This is a genomic window from Streptomyces sp. NPDC001781, from assembly GCF_053596035.1.
The window spans coordinates 63,725-86,149 of sequence record NZ_JBSFFI010000009.1 but is presented as its reverse complement, the minus strand read 5'-3'; the positions used below and the strand labels follow the sequence as shown (position 1 = coordinate 86,149).

Sequence of the window (22,425 nt, the reverse complement as noted above, 5' to 3'; positions counted from 1 at the left end):
ACTTTGTTGAAAATTCCGGGTCAACTGCCCCGGACGGACTCAGCGCCCCTTCTCCCGGTTGAGGTAGTTGTAGATGGTGAAGCGGCTGACGCCCAGTGCCCCCGCCACCGTCTCCACACCGTGCCGCACGGCGAACGCGCCGCGGGCCTCCAGCGTCCGGACGATCTCCTGCTTGGCCTTGCGGTCCAGCTCGGCCAGCGGCCGCCCCTCCCGGCGCTCCAGCGCGGCGAGGATGTGGTCGAGGGACTCCCCGAGCTGCGGCAGCCGCACGGCCACCACGTCGGCGCCCTCCCAGGCCAGCACCACGTCGTCCGGGCCCGCCTCGCCCGGCGGAAGGAGTTCGCCGCCCATGGCGTCCACGAGGGGCCGCAGGGCGGCCAGGAAGGGCTCCCCGGCGGTCACCTACCGCCCCTCCCCGACCACGTTCACCTGCAGGGATATCCGGGTCGCCCCGGCCTCCAGGCCACGCCGCAGCAGCGCGTCCACGGCCCTGAGCACCTCCTCCGCACCGCCCTCGGCCATCGTGCCGAACGGGCCCACGTCCACGGTGTCCAGACCGCCGCCCTCGACGACCTCGCGTGCCGCCACGGCGTGCGCGGGCGGGACGTCCAGGTCGAAGGGTTCGGTGGTGAACTCCACTCGCAGTCTCAACTCTTCCTCCCCGGCTCCAGGTCGTACGACCTTAGTGGACCCGCCGGGGAAGCGGCCCCGGCGCGGGGACCACCGTCGAGTAGCGGCGCCGCCCGATCCGCAGGACGCTGAACCCATGGCCGATCCGACGCGGTATCCGCACATCGTGGTGCACCCCCCGGCGCTGGACGGCTCCCGCCGGGTCACCGAGGGTGAGGTCACCCTCGGTCTCGCCTCGCACCTGGACGACGTGATAGAGATCCTCCGCCTGGCCGACCTCGACCGCGTCGAGGTGGAGGAGAGCGACCTGATCGACTGGCTGGGCGGCGGCCCGGACGACTGGCCGGGACTGTCGGAACACGAACTGTGAGGCAGCGGACGCCACGAGCCGTGGGTTCCGGGCGTCCGGGCGGACCTCGGATCGGCCTCTGAAGACCGCGCGGCTTCGACCGCCCTCGGAACAGGGGCGGGTCGAGGGTGTGAGGTCCCGCCGGGACGGGGGTGGCGGGACCTGCGTCCGGGGTCCGGCGGGGCGCGGTCCCTGGCGGAGGGCCACGGGGGCGACCGCGCCCCGCAAGCGCGTCAGGAGCCGTGCGCGCGACGCAGCTCGACCTTGCGCACCTTGCCCGACACCGTCATCGGGAAGGCGTCGAGGAGCTGGAGCCGGCTCGGGATCTTGTAGTGGGCCAGCCGGTCACGGCAGAAGGCGCGCAGTTCGTCCAGTGTGAGCGGGTCGGCCGCATCGAGCGGGATGACGCAGGCGAGCACCTCCTCGCCGTAGCGCTCGTGCGGTACGCCGACCACCTGGACGTCCCGGATCTTGGGGTGGGCGTAGAGGAACTCCTCGATCTCGCGCGGGTAGATGTTCTCGCCGCCCCGGATGATCATGTCCTTGATGCGGCCGACGATCTCCACATAGCCGTCCTCGCGCATCACGGCGAGGTCGCCGGTGTGCATCCAGCGGCCGCTGTCGACGGCCTCGGCGGTCTTCCCGGGTTCCTGCCAGTAGCCGAGCATCACGCTGTAGCCGCGGGTGCACAGCTCGCCGGCCGCGCCGCGGGGCAGGGTGGTGCCGGTGGCCGGGTCGACCACCTTGACCTCCAGATGCGGCAGCACGCGGCCGACGGTGCCGGTGCGGTGCTCCAGGTCGTCGTCGACGCGGGTCTGGAGGGAGACCGGGGAGGTCTCGGTCATTCCGTAGCAGATGGACACCTCGGCCATGTGCATCTCGGCGACCACGCGTTTCATGACCTCCACCGGGCAGGGCGAGCCCGCCATGATGCCGGTGCGCAGGGTGGAGAGGTCGTAGTCCGCGAACTCGGGGAGGTTCAGCTCGGCGATGAACATCGTGGGCACCCCGTACAGCGAGGTGCACCGTTCCCGCTGGACCGCCTCCAGGGTGGCCGCGGGCTCGAAGGAGGGGGCCGGGATGACGATGCAGGCGCCGTGGGAGGTGGCCGCGAGGTTGCCCATCACCATGCCGAAGCAGTGGTAGAAGGGGACGGGTACGCAGATCCGGTCCTGCTCGGTGTAGGCGACCGACTCCCCGACGAAGAAGCCGTTGTTGAGGATGTTGTGGTGGGAGAGGGTGGCGCCCTTCGGGAAGCCGGTGGTGCCGGAGGTGTACTGGATGTTGATCGGGTCGTCACAGGACAACTCGGCTTCCCGGGCGCGCAGTCGCTCCTCGGGGAAACCGGCACCGAGCGCGGTGAACTCGTCCCAGCCCGGGTCGCCGAAGTACACCGTCCGCCGCAGCTCCGGGAGCCTCGGGCGGACTTCGTCCACCATCGCCCGGTAGTCGCTGCCCTTGTGCCGGGTGGAGGCGAACAGCAGGGAGACACCGGCCTGCCCGAGGACGTACTCGACCTCGTGGGTGCGGTAGGCCGGGTTGACGTTGACCATGATCGCGCCGACCCGCGCGGTGGCGTACTGGACGAGGACCCACTCCGCCCGGTTCACGGCCCAGACGCCCACCCGGTCGCCCTTGGCGACCCCGGAGGCGAGCAGCGCGCACGCCAGCCGCTCGACGTCGGCGGCGAACTCGGCGTAGGTCCAGCGGCGTCCGGCGGGGACGTCGACCAGGGCCTCCCGGTCCGGCCAGGTGGCCGCCGTACGAGCGAGGTTGACGCCGATGGTGTCACCGAGCAGGGCGGTGTCGCCGGTGCCGTGCGTGTAGGAGAGGTTCACCGGAAGTCCTCCTCGCGGTACTCGTCCGCCGAGCCCGCGGCCGTGGCCTCGCGCAGCTCGATGCGGCGGATCTTGCCGGAAACGGTCTTGGGCAGCGGCCCGAACTCCAGCCTGCGCAGCCGCTTGTAGGGCGCGAGCACTTCACGGGAGTGCTCGAAGAGCGCCTTCGCGGTGCCGGGGCCGGGCTCCCAGCCCTCGGCGAGCACCACGTACGCCTTCGGCACCGCGAGCCGGAGGTCGTCGGGCGCGGGCACCACCGCCGCCTCGGCCACCGCCTCGTGCTCCAGCAGCGCGCTCTCCAGCTCGAAGGGGCTGATCTTGTAGTCGCTGGCCTTGAAGACGTCGTCGCCGCGGCCCGTGTAGTAGACGTACCCGTCCGCGTCGCGGGAGCCGATGTCGCCGGTGCGGTAGTAGCCGTCGGCCATCGCCTCGGCGGTGCGCCCGGGGTCGCCGTGGTAGCCGGTCATCAGCCCGAGGGGCCGTGCGGACAGGTCGAGCGCGATCTCGCCCTCGGTGGCACCGGGCGCCCCGGTGACCGGGTCGAGGAGTTCGACGCGGTAGCCGGGGCCCGGCCGGCCCATGGAGCCCGGACGCAGCTCCTGACCGGGGCTGTTGGAGATCTGCACGGCCGTCTCGGTCTGCCCGAAGCCGTCCCGTACGGTGACGCCCCAGGCCCGGCGGACCTGTTCGACCACCTCGGGGTTGAGCGGCTCCCCGGCGGCCACGGCCTCGCGGGGCGGGGTGGCGAGCTGGGTCAGGTCGGCCTGGATCAGCATCCGCCACACGGTGGGCGGCGCGCAGAAGGTGGTGACCCCGGCCCGGTCCATCTCGGCCATCAGCCGGCCGGCGTCGAAGCGGGAGTAGTTGACGACGAAGACGGTCGCCTCGGCGTTCCAGGGCGCGAAGAGGTTGGACCAGGCGTGCTTGGCCCAGCCGGGCGAGGAGATGTTGAGGTGCACGTCGCCGGGGCGGAGCCCGATCCAGTAGAGGGTGGCGAGGTGGCCAACCGGGTACGAGGTGTGGGTGTGCTCGACCAGCTTGGGGCGGGCGGTGGTCCCGGAGGTGAAGTACAGCATCAGCGGGTCGTCGGCGAGGGTCGGCCCGTCGGGCAGGAACCCGGCGGGCGCCGCGTAGGCGTCCTCGTACGGCTCCCACGCCTCCACGGGCAGTCCGCCGACCGAGATCCGGGTGTAGGTGCCGGGTACCTCGTCGAACTTCGCGGTGTCCTCGGCGCGCGCGATGACGTGCGCGACCTCTCCCCGGTCGACCCTGTCGCGCAGGTCGGCGGGGCCGAGCAGCGGGGTGGCCGGGATGACCACGGCGCGCAGCTTCATCGCGGCGAGCATGGTCTCCCACAGCTCGGCCTGGTTGCCGAGCATGACGAGCACCCGGTCCCCGGCGCCGACGCCCAGCGCCTTCAGATGGTTGGCCACCCGGTCGGAGCGGTCGGACAGCTCGGCGAAGGAGAGCCTGGTCTCGCCGCCGTCCTCCTCGACGATGTGCAGGGCGGTGCGGTCGTTGCCCTCCGCGATCACGTCGAACCAGTCCAGCGCCCAGTTGAAGTGCTCCAAGTCGGGCCAGCGGAAGCCGTCGTAGGCACCCCGGTAGTCCTCCCGGTGCTCCAGCAGGAAATCGCGGGCGCTGCGGAACAGCTCCGTCGGGGTCGTCATCCGTGTCCTCCTCGCTGCCGCGGCCGTCCACCGCCGGCGCACTCCCGCGTCCCGGACCATTGCCGGGCGGCTCTCCCCCATCGTCTAATCCGTGATGCGGGTCTCACCACCCCCGAACGGGGGTGGTGGCACGAAGGAGCGAGAAGGTGACAGCAGATGCCGTGGCGACGGCGGAGATTCGGGGTGCACTGGCCGGGCTGCGGCGCGCGACGGGGCTGCCGGTCGCCTTCGGCGGAGCGGTCGGGCCCGGCGCGGCGCAGATCCGGATCAGCGAGCTGAGCGGCACCGCCACGGCCGCGCTGCGTTCGCTGGTGGTGACCTCCGGCACCGGACTGGGCGGCCGGGCGTTGGCGCTGGGCCGGGCCTGCGCGGTGCCGGACTACGCCGGCTCCCGCCGGATCAGCCACGAGTACGACGCCCCGGTGGCCGCCGAGGGCCTGCGCTCGGTGCTCGCGGTGCCGCTGGTGGTAAGGCACCGGGTGCGCGGGGTGCTGTACGGCGCGCTGCGCACCGCCCAGCCCCTGGGCGACCGGGTACTGGGCGGGGCCGTGGCGGCGGCGCGGGAGGTGGAGAGGGCGCTCGCGGCACGGGACGAGGCGCGGGGGCTGCTGGCCGCGCTCCGGCCCGCGGTGCCGGAGCCGGGGGCCCGCCTGGAACACGTACGGGAGGCGCACGCGGCGCTGCGGGCGCTGGCCCCGCGGATCGCGGACCCGGAGCTGCGGGCCGAACTGCTGGCCGCCTGCGACCTGCTGACCGCGTCGGCGCCGCAGGGGACCGGGGCGCTGGCCCCGCGCGAACTGGACGTGCTGACCTGGGTGGCGACCGGCGCCACCAACGCGGCCGTCGCCGACCGGCTGGGCCTGCGTCCGGAGACGGTGAAGGGGTACCTGCGCGCGGCGATGCGCAAACTGGGCGCGCACACCCGGGGGGAGGCGGTGACGGCGGCTCGCCGGGCCGGGGTCCTCCCCTAGGGGCCGGAACCGGACACTCCGGTCCTCGGCGACCACCGGCGAAACATGCCATTCACATAGGACCGCTTCGAATTGCGTGATGCTTGACGGGCTGTTATTTCCCTCACCACGACTTCTCTCCGAATTCCGGGCTCCGTTGCCTAGAATTCGGCCCGGACACGACACACGAGGGGAGCGGGCGAACCGTGCGACGGGACTTCCAGGAGCCTGCCCGATGCCGCCCCGACCTGCTCATCGGCCGCGAAGAGCTGTTCGCCGGCGCGAAGGAACAGCTCGCCTCGGGCGGCAGTGTGCTGGTGCACGGCCCGGCCGGAATAGGTAAATCGACCTTCCTGCGGGCATTGGCCGAGGAATACGGCGCCACCGCGCACACCGTGTTGCGCTGCTCGGCCACCGAGTCCGAATCGCATCTGCCCTTCCTCGCCCTGGCCGACCTCCTCGGGCTGGTCCTGGACGAGATCGCGCCGCACGTCCCGGCAGCCCAGCTGACCGCACTGGAGTCGGCGCTCACCGGCCGGGGCGAGTCCAGCCTCCAGCGCGACGGCCTCGCCCTGCGTCTGGCGGTGCTCTCCACCCTGCGTGCCCTCGCCGCACGCGGACCGGTGCTGCTGGTCGCCGACGACCTCCAGTGGCTCGACCCGGCCAGCGCCGAACTGCTCGGCTTCGCCGCCCGCCGCCTGGGCGGCACCCCGGTGCAACTGCTGTGCGCGGTACGCACCGAGGGCCCGGAGAGCCAGGAGTACGACCGTCATCTGCGCGCCTGCCCCCCGGACACCGCCGCCGTCCGGCTCGGCCCCCTGAACCGGACCCAGGTGGCCCGGCTGCTCGACCACCGGGGCCATGGGGCGCTCCCCCGCTCCACGGTCCGCGAGATCCACCGCACCAGCGGCGGCAACCCGCTGTTCGCACTGGAGCTGAGCCGGGCGCTCGCCGACAGCCCCACCCCGCCCCGGCCGGGCGAGCCGCTGCCGGTGCCGACCTCGCTGCGCGCCCTGGTGCTCAGCCGGCTGGACATGCTCTCGGTGGAGGCCCGCCGCACCCTGCTGGTGGCCAGCGCGGGCGCCCGCCCCACCCCGGCCCTGCTGCACGCGGCCGGCCGGGAGAACGCCGAGGCGGAGTGCGCCCAGGCAGCCGAACTCGGCCTGCTCGCCACCGAGCCGGAGGCTCCGGCCGTCCGGTTCGCGCACCCCCTGATCTCCGCCGCCCTGTACGCCGAGGCGCCCGCGCCCGAGCGGCGGGCCGCGCACGCGGCGCTGTCCACCGCGGCCTCCGACCCGATCGAGCGCGCCCGGCACCTGGCGCTGGCCACCACCGGCACCGACCCGGAGGTGGCGGCGAGGCTCGCCGGGGCCGCGACCCTCGCCCGCGACCGGGGCGCGCCCTCCGTCGCCGCACAGCTCGGCCTGCTGGCCGCGCGCCGCACCCCGGCCGGCTGCGTGCCGGGTGCCGAGGAGCGGCGGCTCACCGCGGCCGAGGACGCGATCACGGCCGGCGAGGTCGACCTCGCCCGGGACATCGCCCGCGAGGTGCTCAGCCGTACCGCCGTGGCCGCCGAACGGGTGCGGGCCTGGATCGTCGTCATCGACACCGCCGGGCACACCATGGCCGAGGTCGACGCCGTCTTCCCGCAGGCGCTCGCCGACGCCGGGCAGGACCCCCGGCTGCTGGCCCTGGTCAACTACCAGCTCGCCTGGCGGGCGCTGATCGTGCAGGGCGACTTCACGGAGGCCCGCACCGCCGCCGCGCACGCGGCCGCGCTGGCCGAGCACGGCGGGGACCGGCGCACCGAGCTGCTGGCACTCGCCTTCCAGGCGCAGACGGAGACCCTGATGGGCCATCCGGAGGCGCCCCGCACGATCAAGCGGGCGCTGCGCGAGCCGCAGGTCGCCTCGGTGGCGTCCCACCACAACGGGGCGGGCAGCGCGCGGTTCCGCTGGCTGGTCATGGGCGACCGGCTGGCCGAGGCGCGCCGCACGGTGACCGCGCTGCTGGGGGAGGTGCGGCGGCGGGGCTCGGTGGAGAGCGAGGTGCACTTCCTGCGCGGGCTCGCGGAGACCGAGCTGCACGCCGGAAACTGCGGGCGCGCCCTGGAGCTGGCCCGCGAGGCGCTCCGGCTGGCACGGGACTCGGGGATCGGGGAGACCGCCTCCGCCATGCTGACCTCGCTGGCCGAGGCGTCCGGCGGGGATGTGGGGCGGGCGCTGTCGCTGGCCCACGAGGCGGTGCGGCACGCCGAGCAGGACGGCGACCAGATGTACCTCTCCCGGGCGCTCGCCGCCCTCGGCTACGCCCAGCTGGTTGCCGGGGACGCGGCGGGGACGGTGCGCGCGCTGCGCCGGGTACGCCGTCTGGAGCAGGACCTCGGCATCACCGACCCGGCCCGCGGCCGCTGGCAGGGAGACCTCGCGGAGGCGCTGGTCCGCATCGGTGAACCAGCCGAGGCGCAGGACCTCATCGACTCCAGCCGGGAGCACGCCGAGCGTCTCGGCCGGGCGAGCGTGCTCGCGGTCCTGGACCGGGCGGAGGCCCTGGTGCGGGCGGCCCGCGGCGACCGGGAGGGCGCGCTGACGCGGCTGACGTCCGCTCAGGACCGGCTCACCGAGCTCGGCTACGGGCTGGAGGCGGCGCGTGCCGCGTTCGCCCTGGCCGGGCTCCGCGCCCGCTCCCCCGAGGGGGCCCGCCGCAGGGGCACGGTGTACGACGAGGCGACCCGGCTGTTCCGGCGCTGCCGGGCGCTGCCGTGGCTGGCCCGGGTGGACGAGGCCCGCAGCACGCCGGAGCCTGCGCCGCCGGAGCCGGTGCCGGACGCCCCGGAGACCCTGGACGCGCTGGCGGGGCTGGCCGCGATGGAGCGTCAGGTCGCCGCGCTGGTGATGGAGGGGGCCACCAACCGGGAGATAGCCGCACGGCTGTTCGTGAGTGTGAAGACGGTGGAGGCGACCCTGACCCGGGTCTACCGGAAACTGGGCATCCGCTCTCGCGTCGACATCGTCCGATTGGCCGCAGGTCGCCGCGCGAAGTGACGGCGCCCCCGGTTAACTGAGCCGGACCGAGGGTTTTCCCTCCCCCGGCCCCCCTAGGGGGTTCCCTCATTGGGAGGCGGGAGTTCCGGGTCCTAGCGTGAGGGACGTGCCGATCGCCGGGCACACGGGTTCGGAATCCCACCCCTCTCCGCTCCACCGGAGCCGGGGGTGCCCCGTCCCCGTGCACCACCCCCCACACCCGTGCGACCCCCACCGGCAACCCCCACTGAGGAGACTCATGTTCGGGCTCAGACGTGCCAGAGAGACCGCCGTGACCGTGCTGGCGACGGCCGCCGCCGCGGCGTCCGCTCTCGTGGCCGCCCCCGCGGCGAGCGCCGCGCCCCAGCCGATCGTGGGCGGCACGACCACCACCACGACGGCGTACCCGTACGTCATGCAGATCACGGACGCGTCCGGCAGCCAGTTCTGCGGCGGCACCCTGGTGTCCGCCAGGAAGGTGGTCACGGCGGCCCACTGCATGGTCGGCGAGTCCACGAGCAGCGTCCGTGTGGTCGGTGGCCGCACCTACCTGAACGGCACCAACGGCACGGTGAGCCGCGTCGGCAAGATCTGGATCAACCCGGACTACACGGACGCCACCCGCGGCGACGACGTGGCCGTGCTGACCCTGTCGACGTCGATGCCGTACACCCCGGTGTCCTACGTCTCCTCCTCCCAGACCGGCGTGTACGCGGCCGGCACCACGGCCCGCATCCTCGGCTGGGGCACCACCTCGGAGAACGGCGGCTCCTCCAACCAGCTTCGGACCGCGACGGTGCCGACCGTGTCCGACTCCAGTTGCCTCAGTTCCTACGGTTCGGACTTCGTCCAGTCCGACATGGTCTGCGCCGGACTCAGCTCCGGTGGCGTCGACACCTGCCAGGGCGACAGCGGCGGTCCCCTGATCATCGGGGGCGTCCTGGCAGGGATCACTTCCTGGGGGGAGGGCTGCGCGGAGGCCGGTTACCCGGGGGTCTACACCCGGCTGACCACCTTCTCCAGCCTGGTGACCGCACAGGTCAACTCCTGACCCGGAGGATTTCCCGAGCCTGCTCGGGTGCATGACAGGGGGGCGCTGCGAGCCACCACGAGCGGCCCGCAGCGCCTCCCTATCCACTGTGTGCGGGGGCACGACCGGGGGCGTGCCGGTGGGCGCGCACGGCCCCGCATGCGCCGGTGTCACTCCGGTCCATCCGCCGGGCAGGTGACCCGCCGGGGTGAACCCCCAGGTGGCGTACGGCGATTCTCTACGATGAGGCGTGTCTCTCTTCACGCTCGAACGCACCGTCCCCCTTCCGCTCGACGAGGCCTGGCGCCGGATCACCGACTGGCCCCGGCACGGGGATCTGGTGCCGCTCACCCGGATGACGGTGGTGCCGCCCCCGCCGACCCGGGTGGGCACCCGCATCCTCGCCCGTACGGGTGTCGGTCCGCTGCAGTTCGACGACCCGATGGACATCACCGTGTGGCGGCCTCCGCTGGACGGCGAACCGGGGTTCTGCCGGCTGGAGAAGCGCGGCCGGGTGGTGCTCGGCTGGGCTGAGATCGAGGTGCTGCCGGGACCCGGCGGGCGGGCCCGCGCGGTCTGGCGGGAGGAGTTGCGCGTGTCCTTCCTGCCGCGCGCCGCCGACGGCGTGGTGACGAGTTCCGCCCAGTGGATGTTCGGGCGCGTGCTGAACGGGCTGCTCAGGCGCGAGTGAGCCTCGGTCTCAGTCCGTACGGCCGGTGACCGCGACCGTCACCCCGAGCCCGACCATGGCGAGTCCGCCCGCGCCGCCGACCGCCGCCAGCCGGCGCGGCGAGCGGGCGAACCAGTCCCGCGCGGCGGAGGCGGCCAGCCCCCAGACGCTGTCGCAGACGAGTGCGACGGCGTTGAACACCAGCCCGAGAAGCAGCATCTGGAGGGGCACCCGTCCCCGGGCGGGGTCGGTGAACTGGGGCAGGACGGCGGCGAAGAACACGATCGTCTTGGGGTTGGCCACCCCGACGGCGAACCCGTCCCACAGCGTGCGCGGTCCGCTCTGCGCCGGGGCCTCTCTGCCGAACGCGGCCCGCAGCGAGCCGCGCCGCCGCCATGCCGTGAGCCCGAGGTACACCAGGTAGGCGGCGCCCGCGAGCCTGAGCACGGTGAAGGCGAGGACCGAGCGCTCCACCACCGACCCCACGCCGAGCGCCACGGCCGCGACGAGCACATAGGCGCCCAGCGTGTTGCCGAGGACGGTGGTGAGGGCCGCCCGGCGGCCGTGGGCGAGCGCCCGGCCGACGACGAACAGCACGCTCGGACCCGGCACCACGATCAGCAGCAGGGACAGCGCGGCGAAGGCGAGGAGACGGTCGGCGGGAGGCATTGCGCCATGCAAGCACGCCCGCCGCGGTGACCGTAACCGGTTTTCCGCCCCCGCTCAGGCGGGCGAGCCCGACCCGAGGGGCAGGTCGTGGTGGATCGGGACGTACGCGCCGGTCAGCGGGGTCCCGGTGCCGCCGCGCCGGGCGGCGACGATCTCCGCCGCGATGGACAGCGCCGTCTCCTCCGGGGTGCGGGCGCCGAGGTCGAGTCCGATCGGGGAACGGAGCCGGGCCAGCCGGCGGTCCGTGACACCCGCCTCACGCAGCCGCTCCAGCCGGTCGAGGTGGGTGCGCCGGGAGCCCATCGCACCGACGTAGGCGACCGGCAGACCGAGGGCCAGCCGGAGCAGCGGCACGTCGAACTTGGGGTCGTGGGTGAGGACGCACAGCACCGTGCGGGCGTCGGTCCCGGTGCGCTCCAGATAGCGGTGCGGCCAGTCGACGACCACCTCGTCGGCCTCGGGGAACCGGGCCCGGGTGGTGAACACGGGCCGGGCGTCGCACACCGTGACGTGGTGGCCGAGGAACTTGCCGACCCGGACCAGCGCGGCCGCGAAGTCCACGGCGCCGAACACGATCATGCGGGGCGGGGGGACGGCGGACTCGATCAGCACGGTGACCGGCGTCCCGCAGCGCGCGCCCCGCGCGCCCACCTCCAGGGTGCCGGTGCGGCCGGTGTCCAGGAAGGCGGCGGCCTCGGCGGCGATCGTGCGGTCGAGGTCGAGGTGGCCGCCGAAGCCGCCGTGCCGGGTGCCGTCGCCGCGGACGAGCAGGGCGTCGCCGAGCAGTTCGGGCGGCCCCGCCGCGATCCGGGCGAGCGCGACGGCCCGGCCGCCGGCGGCGGCGTCCAGCGCGGTGGCGAGCACCTGCCGCTGAGGGCTGTCGGCACGGACCGGCACCACCAGCACGTCGACGGTTCCGCCGCAGGTCAGTCCGACTCCCAGGCCGTCCTCGCCGTCGTACCCGAAGCGCTCGAGTACGGGCCGGCCGTCCGTCAGCGCCTGTCGGCACAGCTCGTACACCGCGCCCTCCACGCACCCGCCGGAGACCGAGCCGACGGCGCTGCCCCCGGCGTCGACAGCGAGGGCAGCGCCGGGGCTGCGCGGGGCGCTGCCGCCGACGGCGACCACGGTGGCGACGGCGAAGTCCCGGCCCTCGGCGGCCCACGCGGTCAGTTCCTCGGCGATGTCCAGCATCCGGCGGCCTCCTGACGCGTCGCTCTCATGCCGTGCCGGTGAGGTGCTCGGGCCGGACCGGGGTGCGGTTCAGTTCGAGCCCGGTCGCGGCCCGGATGGCGGCGAGCACCGCCGGGGTGGAGGACAGGGTGGGAGCCTCGCCCACGCCCCGCAGCCCGTAGGGGGCGTGGTGGTCGGCGAGTTCGAGGACGTCGACCGGGATCGTCGGGGTGTCGAGGATGGTCGGGATCAGGTAGTCGGTGAAGGACGGGTTGCGCACCTTCGCCGTCACCGGGTCCACGAGGATCTCCTCCATCACCGCCACCCCGAGCCCCTGCACGGTGCCGCCCTGGATCTGTCCGAGGACGGAGAGCGGGTTGAGTGCCTTGCCGACGTCCTGGGCGCAGGCCAGCTCGACCACCTTGACCAGGCCCAGCTCGGTGTCGACCTCGACCACCGCGCGGTGGGCGGCGAAGGAGTACTGCACGTGTCCGTCGCCCTGGCCGGTGTGCCGGTCGAAGGGCTGGGTCGGCCGGTGCCGCCACTCCCGCTCGATCTCGACGCTCTCCCCCTCCAGCACGTCGGCGAGGTCGGCGAGCACCTCACCCCCGTCGGTGACCACCTTGCCCCGCTCCAGCAGGAGTTCGGCGGTGGCCCAGGCGGGGTGGTACGTACCGAACTTGCGGCGCCCGATCTGCAGCACCCGCTCCCGCACCAGCGCGCAGGCGTTGCGGACGGCGCCGCCGGTGACGTAGGTCTGCCGGGAGGCGGAGGTGGAACCCGCGCTGCCCACGCGGGTGTCGGCGGGCTGGATGGTGACCTGCTCCACGCCGAGTTCGGTGCGGGCGATCTGCGCGTGCACGGTGACGCCGCCCTGGCCGACCTCCGCCATCGCGGTGTGCACGACGGCGACCGGCTCTCCCGCGACGACCTCCATGCGGACCCTGGCGGTGGAGTAGTCGTCGAACCCCTCGGAGAAACCGACGTTCTTGATGCCGACCGCGTACCCGACCCCGCGCACCACCCCTTCGCCGTGAGTGGTGTTGGAGAGTCCGCCGGGCAACTGCCGGACGTCGGCGCCCTCGCTGGACTCCCACTGGCGCTCGGGCGGCATGGGCATCGCCTTGACGCGGCGCAGGAGCTCGGCGACCGGCGCGGGTGAGTCCACCACCTGCCCGGTGGGCAGTGTGCTGCCCTGCTCCATGGCGTTTCGCTGTCTGAACTCCACCGGGTCCAGCCCGAGTTCCCTGGCGAGCTTGTCCATCTGGGCCTCGTAGGCGAAGCACGCCTGGACCGCCCCGAAGCCGCGCATCGCCCCGCAGGGCGGGTTGTTGGTGTAGAGCGCGACGGCTTCGATGTCGACGTCGCCGACGTCGTACGGGCCGATGCCGAGGGAGGCGGCGTTGCCGACGACGGCCGGGGAGGCGGAGGCGTAGGCGCCGCCGTCCAGGACGATCCGGCACTTCACGTGCGTGAGCAGGCCGTCCCTGGTGGCGCCGTGCTCGTAGGTCAGCTTGGCCGGGTGGCGGTGGACGTGGCCGAAGAAGGACTCGAACCGGTCATAGACGATCTTCACCGGACGGCCGGTGCGCAGCGCCAGGAGGCAGGCGTGGATCTGCATCGACAGGTCCTCGCGGCCGCCGAACGCGCCGCCGACCCCGGCCAGCGTCATGCGGACCTTGTCCTCGGGCAGGCCCAGGACGGGTGCGATCTGGCGCAGGTCGGAGTGGAGCCACTGGGTGGCGATGTAGAGGTGGACCCCCCCGTCCTCCTCGGGCACCGCCAGCCCTGACTCGGGGCCGAGGAACGCCTGGTCCTGCATGCCGAAGGTGTACTCCCCGCGCACGATCACGTCGGCCCGCCCGGCGGCCGCGGCCGCGTCACCGCGCACGATGGGCTGGCGGTGCAGGATGTTGGGGTGGGGCGCGTGGTGGTCGGTGCGGCCCTCGTGGACCAGGACGGCGCCGGGGGCGGTGGCGGACGACTCGTCGGTGATGACGGGGAGTTCGCGGTACTCGACGCGGATCCTGGCGGCCGCCCGGCGGGCGGTCTCGGGGTGGTCGGCGGCGACCGCGGCGACGGGTTCGCCGTGGTGGCGGACCTTGCCGTGGGCGAGCACCGGGGTGTCCTGGATCTCCAGGCCGTAGGTGCGCACGTCGGAGGGCAGGTCGTCGTAGGTCAGGACGGCGTGCACACCGGGCAGTGCGAGGGCCTCGGAGACGTCGATGCTCACGATCTCGGCGTGGGCGACGGTGGAGCGCAGCAGATGGCCCCAGAGCATGTCCTCGTGCCACAGGTCGGAGGAGTAGGCGAACTCCCCGGTGACCTTGAGGACGCCGTCCGGGCGGAGCGTGGACTCGCCGATGCCGCCCGCCGTCGGGGCGCCTTGGGTGATCCTGGTGGGGACGCCGGCCGGTCCGGGTACGGACATGTCAGACCTCCTCGGCCTGCCGGGCGGCCGCCAGGCGGACCGCGTCCATGATCTTCTCGTAGCCGGTGCAGCGGCACAGGTTGCCGGAGAGCGCCTCACGGATGTCGGCGTCGGACGGCTGCGGGTTCTGCTCCAGGAGTTCGTCGGCCGCGACCAGCAGGCCGGGGGTGCAGAAGCCGCACTGGACCGCGCCGGCGTCGACGAACGCCTGCTGGATCGGGGCCAGTCTGATGCCCTCTCCCGGCAGCGGCTGCCGGCTCCGGGCCTCGTCCGGGCCGACACCGGGCGCGGTGGTCCGGCGCCGTTCGGCGTGGTCGGCCAGGCCCTCGACGGTGACGACCTCGCGCCCCTCGGCCTGGCCCGCCGCGACCAGGCAGGAGCAGACCAGCTCGCCGTCCAGGCGGACGGTGCAGGAGCCGCACTCTCCCTGTTCGCATGCGTTCTTGGCACCGGGCAGGCCGAGCCGTTCGCGCAGCACGTAGAGCAGCGACTCGCCCTCCCAGACGTCGTCGGCCTGCTGCGGGCGTCCGTTGACGGTCAGACTGACGCGCATCACGCGGCTCCTTCGGTGGCCCGGCGCCCGCCCCGGTAGGACTCCCAGGCCCACATCAGCGTGCGGCGGGCCAGCACGCCGATCGCGTGGCGCCGGTAGTCGGCGGTGCCGCGCACGTCGTCGATGGGATTGCAGGCGGCGGCGCACAGGGCGGCGAACTGCTTCACGGCCGAGGGCGCGATGACGTGCCCGCTCTCCCAGAACCCGCCCTCCTCCAGGGCCGAGTCGAGGAACTGCTCGGCCGCCTCGGCCCGGATCGGGGTGGGTGCGGCGGAGCCGATGCCGGTGCGCACGGTACGGGTGCCGGGGTGCAGGGCGAGTCCGAAGGCGCACACCGCGATGACCATGGCGTTGCGGGTGCCGACCTTGGAGTACTGCTGGGGGCCGTCCGCCCTGGCGATGCGGACGGCGCGGATCAGCTCGTCGGGCTCGAGGGCGTTGCGCTTGACGCCGGTGTAGAAGGCGTCGACGGGGATGAGCCGGGTGCCGCGCGCCGCCGACTCCACCTCGACCTCGGCCCCGGCGGCCAGCAGCGCCGGGTGGGCGTCACCGGCGGGCGAGGCGGTGCCGAGGTTGCCGCCGACACCGCCCCGGTTGCGGATCTGGGGGGAGGCGACGGTGTGCGCGGCGAGCGCGAGACCGGGCAGCTCGGCACGCAGATGGCGCATGATCCGGGCGTACGGGACGGAGGCGCCCAGGCGCACGGAGCCGGCGCCGGTCTCCCATTCGGCCAGCTCGCCGATGCGGGTGAGGTCGAGGAGGTGGGTGGGGCGGCGGTGGTCGAAGTTGATCTCCACCATCACATCGGTGCCCCCGGCGATCGGCACGGCGGTGGGGTGCTCGGCCTTCGCGGCGAGCGCCTCCTGCCAGCTTGCGGGGCGGAGGAATTCCATGGCCCGGCTCTCTTCTTCCGTCTCATGGCACGGGGGTCTCATGTCAGTACACCGGTCCTTCTTCCAACGGTGTCAGTCACCGAAAACCCGAAGGAGTTGGCTGGCCACGGTGGTCATCTTGTAGATTCGTATGAACGAAGGCCCACGGCAACCCCTCCGTTTTCCTCCGGAAACACAGGAGACACCGCAGGTGCGGGGCACCGCCCGCGCGCCCCGCACCGGCTCCGCCTCCGTCACCCATCCAGATCACGAAGAGTTTCGACACAGAACGGCGGCGACGAGATGCGGCTGCGCGCACTGCTGGAGACCGATGCGCTGGGCCTGCGGCTGCTCGGCGGCGAGGAGGAACTGGACCGCACGGTCCGCGGGGTCATGACGACCGACCTGCGCGACCCGAGCCGGTACCTCTCCGGAGGCGAGCTGGTCCTCACCGGTCTGGCCTGGCGCCGGGACGCCGGTGACTCCGAGCCGTTCGTCCGCCTCCTGGTGCAGGCCGGGGTCACCGCCCTGGCCGCCGGGGAGGCCGAGCTGGGGGACGTGCCCGAGGACCTGGTGCTGGCCTGTGCCCGGCACCGGATGCCGCTGCTGGCGGTGGACGAGTCGGTGGCCTTCGCCACCATCACCGAGCACGTGGTGCGCCAGGTCTCCGGCGAGCGCGCCGGTGACCTCGCCGCCGTCGTCGACCGGCACCGGCGCATGATGACCTCCGGCCCGGCGGGTGGCGGACCCGACGTGGTCCTCGATCTGCTCGGCAGCGACCTCGACCTGCGCGCCTGGGTGCTCTCCCCCACCGGCCGGCTGATCGCCGGCTCCAAGGAGGCGGGCCCGGCGCTGCCGCCGGAGACCTGCGCCCGGCTCGCGGCCGAGCACCTGACCGCCGTACGCACCGGTCGGCGCGGGCCGCACCGGGTGCAGCTCGACGGCATCACGTACTCCCTGTTCCCCGTGCGCTCCTCCGGCCGCGCACGGGAGGCGGTGCCGGACGTACGGGAGGCCGTGCTGTCGGACTGGCTGCTGGCTGTCGAGGCGGACGCCGCCGACTGGCCCGAGGAGCGGCTCGACCTGCTCCGGGGCGTCACCCAGCTCATCGCCGTCGAGCGGGACCGGCGCGACGCCGCCCGCACGGTGCGGCGCCGGCTCGCCCAGGAGGTGCTGGAGCTGGTGCAGGGCGGGGCCGCGCCCGCCGAGATCGCGGCGCGCCTCCGGGTCGCCGCGCCGGTCCTGCTGCCGGGGCTCGGGGCGGCACCGCACTGGCAGGTGGTCGTGGCCAGGCTCGAGTGGGAGGACGGCGCGGTCGCGGGCGGAGCGGTCGCCCAGTCGCTGCTGGAGGAGGTCCTCGTCGACCCGCAGGCCACCGGCCCGGAGCCGGCCGACCGGGTCGCCGTCGCGCACACCGGGGACCAGGCCGTGGCACTGGTCCCGCTGCCCGCGGTCTCCGCCGAGCACGACGGCTCCGAGGCGGGGCTGCAGGCCGACGCGCTGCTGCGCTCGGTGCGCGAGTCGCTCTCGGCGGGGCTGGAGGGCGACGGACGGCTCACCCTCGGCGTGTCCGCCGCCGTGCACTCGGCGGAGGGGCTGCGCGGGGCACTGGAGGAGGCCCGGCACGCCCGCCGGGTCGCCGCGGCCCGGCCCGGCCGCGTGTGCGCGGCGGGGCACCAGGAGCTGGCCTCGCACGTCCTGCTGCTGCCGTTCGTCCCGGACGACGTACGGCGCGCCTTCACCGCGCGGCTGCTGGACCCGCTGACCGAGTACGACCGGCGGCACCGGGCCGAGCTGATCCCCACGCTGGAGGCGTTCCTCGACAGCGACGGCTCCTGGACGCGGTGCGCGAACCGGCTGCATCTGCACGTCAACACCCTGCGGTACCGGGTGGGGCGCATCGAGCAGTTGACGGGCCGGGACCTGTCCCGGCTGGAGGACAAGCTGGACTTCTTCCTCGCGCTGCGGATGAGCTGAGTACCGCCGCACGGGCGTGATCAGCGCGGTCGGCGCCGGACTGCGAATTCGATCTTCCGGCGCCACCGGACGGCCGTCCGGCCCCCGGTCCGCAACTTTGTGAAAAGTTTCACCCGCCCCCTTGGCCCGGCCCGGTGATCAGTGCTGGAATGCACGCACTCAACAGCTCGACGGCGTGCTCGGGGAGGGCAACGTGGCGCATCCCGCCATGTCTGGTGACGGAACGACCGCCGATGACGATCCGCTCCAGACCGCGGTGTGGCGGCTGCGCTCCCGGGCCTGCTGGGCCGATGCGGCGGCCCTCCTGCCCACGGACACCCCCCGGGCGACGCTCCAGCGGGCCGCTCTGCTGGTGGAGCGGTGCCTCTACACCGAGCGGGGCTGGGAGGCGGCCGAGGACGCGCTGCGCACCGCCGAGGCGCGGGCCCACAGCGACGAGGAGCGCGGGGCGGCCGCCTGCGAACGGGGCCGGCTGGCCTACACCTCCACGCTCCACCGGGTACGGGACCGGGCAGACGAGGCGCGGGCCGCGCTGGGCAGGGCCGCCGCGCTGATCCCGCCGGGGGCTCCGGGACGCGCCCTGCTGGACTTCCGCCGGGGTCTGCTCGCCGAGAACCTGACCTGCTCCCCGCAGGCCGCGCGCGCCGCCTACCGCCGGGCCCATGCGGGCGCCACCGCCCAGTCCGACCCGCTCCTGCTCTCCTGCACCTGGCGCCACCTCGCCCAGCTGGCCCTCCGCGAGGGCGAACTGGCCGAGGCCCGGCACGGCTTCGCCGAATCCCTCCGCCTCCGGGAGGACCTCGGCTACCTCATCGGCACCGCCCCCGCCCTGGTCTCCCTCGCGGAGACGGAACCCGAGCCCGAAGCGACCCGGCTCCGCGAGGAGGCCGGTCGCCTGTTCCGTCTGCTGGGCGGCCTGCCGACCTGGCTGGCGGAACACCTGATCCCGCCGGCGCCGGGGGCCGCCACGGCCTGAGCCGGGCCGCCCGGGGACGGCCCCCCTCAGTCGCGCTGCGCGAAGTGCTCCGCCAGCAGGTCGCCCACCAGGTCCACGTCGCCGGAGGCCAACGCGTCCAGGAGGGCGGTGTGCTGGGCGGCGTCGCGCAGCAGGGCCGCGCGGTGCTGGCGGAGCGGGGTGGTGGCGAGGGGCCACTGGGCGCGGCGGTGAAGGTCTTCGGCGATGCGCACGAGCTGTTCGTTGCCCGCGAGGGCGAGGAGGGCGCGGTGGAAGGCGCGGTCGGCCTCGGCGTAGCGGGCCGGGCAGCCCGCGGCTGCCGCCCGGGCGGTGTCCTCGGCGAGCGGGCGCAGCTCGGCGAAGCGGGCGGCCGCGACGGTGCCGGCCAGCCGCAGCAGGACGGGGACCTCGAGCAGCGCCCGCACCTCCGCCAGCTCGGCCAGCTCACGGGCCCCGCGCCGCACCACCCGGAACCCCCGGTTGAGCACGACCTCGACGGCGCCCTCCAGCGCGAGCTGCTGCATGGCCTCGCGGACCGGCGTGGCCGAGACCCCGAAGCGCTCACCGAGAACCGGCGCCGAGTAGACCTCACCGGGGCACAGTTCCCCGGTCGTCAGCGCGGAGCGCAGCGCGTCGAGGATCTGCCCCCGCACCGAGGCCCGCTGCACACCCGCACGCCGCCGGGGCGGCGTCGGCTCGACGTGCGTGCGCTCACCGAGCACCACCGAGGCACCCTCGGCGCGCTCGCGGGGCCGGGCCGGTGTGCGCGCGGCGGGCCGGGGCAGCCCTTGGCCGGAGACGTCGTGCAGGCCCTGCTCCACGGGTCCTCCTCGGGCTGTTCGGCGGCCGGGGCCCGGCCCGGACACGGACGACGGACCGTCACATGTCCGTCAAGCACCTTAGGCGCAGGAGGCGGCTCTTCAAATTCCCGGAAAGATGGGTAAGGTTAGCCTTACCTATACGCTCCCGCGTTCGAAGGATCGGTGGTCCCGCCATGCTCGCTACGGCCTCGCCGCTCACCGCAGCGTACGCCCGGCTCGGCGAGGTCTGCCCCGGACTGAGCGTGACGGTCGCGCAGGACCCGGCACAGCCCCTGCCCGCGGGCGACGGCTGGGTCACCGCCGACGGACTCGCCGCGGGCGGCGCCCAACTCGACTCCTTCCTCGCCTGGGACGACGCGCAGGTGCTGCGGGACTACGGACGGCACGCCCGGCCCGACGTCATCGCCGGCTTCGGCCTGCACCGCTACGCCTGGCCCGCCTGCCTCCTGATCACCGTCCCCTGGTTCCTGCACCGCCGGGTCCCCCGCCTGCCCGCGTCCCATGTCGCCTACCACCGCACCGAGGGCCGGATGACCGTTCGCCCGGGCACCTTCGCCTGCCTGCCGGAGGACCCCGCGGCCGGGCTGCCGGAGGCGGTCGTGGTGGCGGACGAGGAGGCGCTGCGCGCCGAGGTGCGCGCGGCCGTCGCCGAGCACCTCGGCCCCGTGCTGGGCGGCTTCGGCCCCCGTATGCGGCGGCGCGGCCGTGCCCTGTGGGGCATGGCGACGGACGAGATCGTGGAGAGCCTGTGGTACTTCGCCTCCCTGTTCGGCGAGAGCGAGGAGCGCCGCGCGGTGCGGGAGCTGGAGATGCTGCTGCCGGGCACCACCCGCCCGTACGCGGGCTCGGCCGCGTTCCGCGAGCTGACCGGCCCTGACGGCGCCCCGCTGACCACCCGCGACCGGGTGACCTGCTGCATGTTCTACACGCTGCGCCCCGAGGACACCTGCGCCACCTGCCCCCGCACCTGCGACACCGACCGCGTCGCCGCACTGACTGCGGCCGCGGCGGCCTGAACGAGCCGGAACCACTCGTTCGAGCGACCGGATTCGAACTCAACTTCCGTTCCTCAGGGCGCAGTTCGAGCAGAACGAGGACAACACGCCGCTCTCGCTCCCCTTTGAAGGACCGTTGCCGCGAAATGCCCGGCAAGGCGCCGGGAATGGGTCAGTATGGCGGGCGATACGCCCTATCCCAAGGTAAGGGACCCCTGATGCGAATGACCGACATATCGCTGAACTGGCTGCTTCCGGGCGCCGTGCTGCTCCTGGGCATGCTGGCGGCGATCGCGGTGCTCGCGCGCGGCAAGCGCTCCTCCGGGGAGAAGGCGGGTGCGGACGACTCCTGGGAACGCAGCGAGGAGCGCCGCAGGCGCAAGGAGGCGGTCTACGGCACCGCGTCCTACGTCCTGTTGTTCTGCTGCGCCGCGGTGGCGGCGGCCCTCTCCTTCCACGGCCTGGTCGGCTTCGGCGAGCAGAACCTCGGCCTCACCGACGGCTGGCAGTACCTCGTGCCGTTCGGCCTGGACGGGGCGGCCATGTTCTGCTCGGTGCTCGCCGTGCGCGAGGCCAGCCACGGTGACGCCGCGCTGGGCTCCCGGATGCTGGTGTGGATGTTCGCCGCCGCCGCGGCCTGGTTCAACTGGGTGCACGCGCCCCGGGGAACCGGCCACGACGGGGCGCCGCAGTTCTTCTCCGGCATGTCCCTGTCGGCGGCGGTGCTGTTCGACCGGGCGCTGAAGCAGACCCGCCGGGCGGCCCTGCGCGAACAGGGCCTGGTGCCGCGACCGTTGCCCCAGATCCGTATCGTCCGCTGGCTGCGGGCACCGCGCGAGACCTTCGGAGCCTGGTCGCTCATGCTCCTGGAGGGTGTGCGCAGCCTGGACGAGGCGGTCGAGGAGGTGCGCGACGACAAGCGGGAGAAGAGCGAGGCCCGTCAGCGCCGGCGCGACCAGCAACGCGTGGAGCGGGCTCAGTTGAAGGCGCTGAGCCGAGGCGCCCGGAACGCCGTGAGCCGGACCCCCGCGCGGACGGTGGAGGTGCAGATGGACCGCGCCCCCGCCCCGGCGACCGGGGAGCCCGCCATAGCGGCGGAGAGGCTGACCGCCCGCTCACGGCCTCCTCTGCAGTCGGTGCGCAAGGGCACCGAGCCGGTCACCGTGGACCTCACCGCGGAGGACGACACGATGGCGCTGCCCCGGCTGGACTCACTGGAGCGCAAGCTGAAGGACCTGGAGCAGCAGTTCGGTTGAGACTGAGCGGCGGCGGGGTGGGAACGCGGTTCGTCAGGAGCGCGTTCCCACCCCGCCGTCGTCCGGCGTCTTTCGTCCGGATCACGCCTGATCCGGACGAAAGGCCCTAGGCGGCCGCGGAACCCAGCTCGAACCAGACCGACTTGCCCACCGCGTGCGGCCGAATCCCCCAGGCGTCCGCCAGGGACCGCACCAGGACCAGGCCCCGGCCGTTGGTGTCCTCGTCCGGGGCGGGGTCGCGCATCAGGGGCCCTCGGGCCGTGAAGTCCCGCACCTCCACACGCAGTCCGCGCGGGGAGACGACGGCGGTGAGGACCGCGTCGTCGTCGGTGTGCACCAGGGCGTTGGTGACGAGTTCGCTGGTGAGCAGTTCCGCCACGTCGGACCGGTCGGGCCGGTCCCAGTGCCGCAGCAGGGCGCGCAGTTCACGCCGCGCCGCGGGCACCGCCGCGAGGTCGGCCCGCGCCAGCTCGCGTCTGAGCCGGTGCGCCTCACGTGTGCCGCCGGTCTCGCCGTCTCCCGTGTCCGCCGGAGTGGCCCCCATCGTCATGGGACCGCCCCCT

Annotated in this window: 20 protein-coding genes; 9 read left to right on the top strand and 11 right to left on the bottom strand. The window is 74.0% G+C overall.

The genetic code is table 11. From position 1 onward, the window contains the following. Positions 1-39: 39 nt before the first annotated feature. Together ACWCV3_RS11140 and ACWCV3_RS11135 are read right to left on the bottom strand one after the other, a co-directional pair. Positions 40-351 (bottom strand): helix-turn-helix domain-containing protein, encoded by a 312-nt coding sequence (locus ACWCV3_RS11140; RefSeq protein WP_451222047.1) that lies wholly within the window; start codon positions 349-351, stop codon positions 40-42. 51 nt (positions 352-402) lie between these two features. Continuing rightward, positions 403-651, bottom strand: coding sequence for a hypothetical protein (locus ACWCV3_RS11135; protein WP_451221725.1), 249 nt, complete (start codon positions 649-651; stop codon positions 403-405). A gap of 115 nt (positions 652-766) precedes the next feature. Here ACWCV3_RS11135 and ACWCV3_RS11130 point away from each other — a divergent pair, with 115 nt between their 5' ends. Beyond that, positions 767-1,000: a hypothetical protein gene (locus ACWCV3_RS11130; protein ID WP_451221723.1), complete on the top strand. Its 234-nt coding sequence runs from the start codon at positions 767-769 to the stop codon at positions 998-1,000. Between the two features lie 212 nt (positions 1,001-1,212). Here the strand turns inward: ACWCV3_RS11130 and ACWCV3_RS11125 are convergent, their stop codons facing one another. Together ACWCV3_RS11125 and ACWCV3_RS11120 are read right to left on the bottom strand one after the other, a co-directional pair. After that, on the bottom strand, positions 1,213-2,817 hold the full coding sequence (locus ACWCV3_RS11125) for an AMP-binding protein (RefSeq protein WP_451221720.1): 1,605 nt from the start codon (positions 2,815-2,817) through the stop codon (positions 1,213-1,215). Next, on the bottom strand, positions 2,814-4,487 hold the full coding sequence (locus ACWCV3_RS11120; RefSeq protein ID WP_451221717.1) for an AMP-binding protein: 1,674 nt from the start codon (positions 4,485-4,487) through the stop codon (positions 2,814-2,816). Before ACWCV3_RS11120 ends, ACWCV3_RS11125 begins: the two co-directional genes overlap by 4 nt. A gap of 146 nt (positions 4,488-4,633) precedes the next feature. Between ACWCV3_RS11120 and ACWCV3_RS11115 the strand changes: the two genes are divergently transcribed. The 4 genes from ACWCV3_RS11115 to ACWCV3_RS11100 all read left to right on the top strand — a co-directional run bounded on the left by ACWCV3_RS11115 (position 4,634) and on the right by ACWCV3_RS11100 (position 10,181). Continuing rightward, positions 4,634-5,458 carry a LuxR C-terminal-related transcriptional regulator gene (locus ACWCV3_RS11115; protein ID WP_451221714.1) on the top strand — a complete coding sequence of 275 codons (825 nt, stop codon included), beginning with the start codon at positions 4,634-4,636 and terminating at the stop codon, positions 5,456-5,458. 185 nt (positions 5,459-5,643) lie between these two features. Next, positions 5,644-8,481, top strand: a complete 2,838-nt coding sequence (locus ACWCV3_RS11110) for an ATP-binding protein (protein ID WP_451221711.1) — start codon at positions 5,644-5,646, stop codon at positions 8,479-8,481. Between the two features lie 238 nt (positions 8,482-8,719). Beyond that, entirely contained in the window at positions 8,720-9,511 is a 792-nt protein-coding gene (locus ACWCV3_RS11105; protein ID WP_451221708.1) for a S1 family peptidase, read from the top strand. Positions 9,512-9,740: 229 nt separating this feature from the next. After that, positions 9,741-10,181 carry an SRPBCC family protein gene (locus ACWCV3_RS11100; protein ID WP_451221705.1) on the top strand — a complete coding sequence of 147 codons (441 nt, stop codon included), beginning with the start codon at positions 9,741-9,743 and terminating at the stop codon, positions 10,179-10,181. Positions 10,182-10,190: 9 nt separating this feature from the next. On the opposite strand, the gene ACWCV3_RS11095 is transcribed toward ACWCV3_RS11100, so the two are convergent. The 5 genes from ACWCV3_RS11095 to ACWCV3_RS11075 are packed head-to-tail and all read right to left on the bottom strand — an operon-like array spanning position 10,191 to position 15,879. After that, complete coding sequence (locus ACWCV3_RS11095) at positions 10,191-10,829, bottom strand: LysE family translocator (protein WP_451221702.1); 639 nt, start codon at positions 10,827-10,829, stop codon at positions 10,191-10,193. Positions 10,830-10,883: 54 nt separating this feature from the next. Continuing rightward, the gene (locus ACWCV3_RS11090) at positions 10,884-12,023 is read right to left on the bottom strand and encodes an XdhC family protein (protein ID WP_451221699.1); all 1,140 of its coding nucleotides are present in this window, start codon (positions 12,021-12,023) and stop codon (positions 10,884-10,886) included. A gap of 25 nt (positions 12,024-12,048) precedes the next feature. After that, entirely contained in the window at positions 12,049-14,433 is a 2,385-nt protein-coding gene (gene pucD, locus ACWCV3_RS11085) for a xanthine dehydrogenase subunit D (protein ID WP_451221696.1), read from the bottom strand. A gap of 1 nt (position 14,434) precedes the next feature. Continuing rightward, positions 14,435-14,986 (bottom strand): (2Fe-2S)-binding protein, encoded by a 552-nt coding sequence (locus ACWCV3_RS11080; RefSeq protein WP_451221693.1) that lies wholly within the window; start codon positions 14,984-14,986, stop codon positions 14,435-14,437. Continuing rightward, positions 14,986-15,879: an FAD binding domain-containing protein gene (locus tag ACWCV3_RS11075; protein WP_451221690.1), complete on the bottom strand. Its 894-nt coding sequence runs from the start codon at positions 15,877-15,879 to the stop codon at positions 14,986-14,988. The genes ACWCV3_RS11080 and ACWCV3_RS11075 overlap by 1 nt, the downstream gene beginning before the upstream one ends. Before the next feature lie 282 nt (positions 15,880-16,161). On the opposite strand from ACWCV3_RS11075, the gene ACWCV3_RS11070 reads away from it, so the two are divergent. Together ACWCV3_RS11070 and ACWCV3_RS11065 are read left to right on the top strand one after the other, a co-directional pair. Beyond that, positions 16,162-17,835 carry a PucR family transcriptional regulator gene (locus ACWCV3_RS11070; protein WP_451221687.1) on the top strand — a complete coding sequence of 558 codons (1,674 nt, stop codon included), beginning with the start codon at positions 16,162-16,164 and terminating at the stop codon, positions 17,833-17,835. A 208-nt stretch (positions 17,836-18,043) separates the two neighbouring features. Next, positions 18,044-18,811, top strand: a complete 768-nt coding sequence (locus ACWCV3_RS11065; RefSeq protein ID WP_451222045.1) for a hypothetical protein — start codon at positions 18,044-18,046, stop codon at positions 18,809-18,811. A gap of 26 nt (positions 18,812-18,837) precedes the next feature. Here the strand turns inward: ACWCV3_RS11065 and ACWCV3_RS11060 are convergent, their stop codons facing one another. Then, complete coding sequence (locus ACWCV3_RS11060; protein WP_451221684.1) at positions 18,838-19,611, bottom strand: GntR family transcriptional regulator; 774 nt, start codon at positions 19,609-19,611, stop codon at positions 18,838-18,840. 173 nt (positions 19,612-19,784) lie between these two features. Between ACWCV3_RS11060 and ACWCV3_RS11055 the strand changes: the two genes are divergently transcribed. Both ACWCV3_RS11055 and ACWCV3_RS11050 read left to right on the top strand, forming a co-directional pair. After that, the gene (locus ACWCV3_RS11055) at positions 19,785-20,627 is read left to right on the top strand and encodes a (2Fe-2S)-binding protein (RefSeq protein WP_451221681.1); all 843 of its coding nucleotides are present in this window, start codon (positions 19,785-19,787) and stop codon (positions 20,625-20,627) included. Positions 20,628-20,824: 197 nt separating this feature from the next. After that, a complete protein-coding gene (locus ACWCV3_RS11050) occupies positions 20,825-21,862 on the top strand; it encodes a DUF2637 domain-containing protein (protein ID WP_451221678.1) in 1,038 nt (345 codons plus the stop codon). A gap of 106 nt (positions 21,863-21,968) precedes the next feature. Here the strand turns inward: ACWCV3_RS11050 and ACWCV3_RS11045 are convergent, their stop codons facing one another. Continuing rightward, complete coding sequence (locus ACWCV3_RS11045; protein ID WP_451221675.1) at positions 21,969-22,412, bottom strand: ATP-binding protein; 444 nt, start codon at positions 22,410-22,412, stop codon at positions 21,969-21,971. Positions 22,413-22,425 lie beyond the last annotated feature (13 nt).

Bases quoted from the DNA above. Each gene is read 5' to 3' on its own strand.
- ACWCV3_RS11140 (WP_451222047.1), bottom strand. From the start codon at position 351: ATGGGCGGCGAACTCCTTCCGCCGGGCGAGGCGGGCCCGGACGACGTG.
- ACWCV3_RS11105 (WP_451221708.1), top strand. From the start codon at position 8,720: ATGTTCGGGCTCAGACGTGCCAGAGAGACCGCCGTGACCGTGCTGGCG.
- pucD (WP_451221696.1), bottom strand. From the start codon at position 14,433: ATGTCCGTACCCGGACCGGCCGGCGTCCCCACCAGGATCACCCAAGGC.
- ACWCV3_RS11055 (WP_451221681.1), top strand. From the start codon at position 19,785: ATGCTCGCTACGGCCTCGCCGCTCACCGCAGCGTACGCCCGGCTCGGC.
- ACWCV3_RS11095 (WP_451221702.1), bottom strand. From the start codon at position 10,829: ATGCCTCCCGCCGACCGTCTCCTCGCCTTCGCCGCGCTGTCCCTGCTG.
- ACWCV3_RS11050 (WP_451221678.1), top strand. From the start codon at position 20,825: ATGCGAATGACCGACATATCGCTGAACTGGCTGCTTCCGGGCGCCGTG.
- ACWCV3_RS11120 (WP_451221717.1), bottom strand. From the start codon at position 4,487: ATGACGACCCCGACGGAGCTGTTCCGCAGCGCCCGCGATTTCCTGCTG.
- ACWCV3_RS11045 (WP_451221675.1), bottom strand. From the start codon at position 22,412: ATGACGATGGGGGCCACTCCGGCGGACACGGGAGACGGCGAGACCGGC.
- ACWCV3_RS11070 (WP_451221687.1), top strand. From the start codon at position 16,162: ATGCGGCTGCGCGCACTGCTGGAGACCGATGCGCTGGGCCTGCGGCTG.
- ACWCV3_RS11065 (WP_451222045.1), top strand. From the start codon at position 18,044: ATGTCTGGTGACGGAACGACCGCCGATGACGATCCGCTCCAGACCGCG.
- ACWCV3_RS11075 (WP_451221690.1), bottom strand. From the start codon at position 15,879: ATGGAATTCCTCCGCCCCGCAAGCTGGCAGGAGGCGCTCGCCGCGAAG.
- ACWCV3_RS11080 (WP_451221693.1), bottom strand. From the start codon at position 14,986: ATGCGCGTCAGTCTGACCGTCAACGGACGCCCGCAGCAGGCCGACGAC.
- ACWCV3_RS11130 (WP_451221723.1), top strand. From the start codon at position 767: ATGGCCGATCCGACGCGGTATCCGCACATCGTGGTGCACCCCCCGGCG.
- ACWCV3_RS11090 (WP_451221699.1), bottom strand. From the start codon at position 12,023: ATGCTGGACATCGCCGAGGAACTGACCGCGTGGGCCGCCGAGGGCCGG.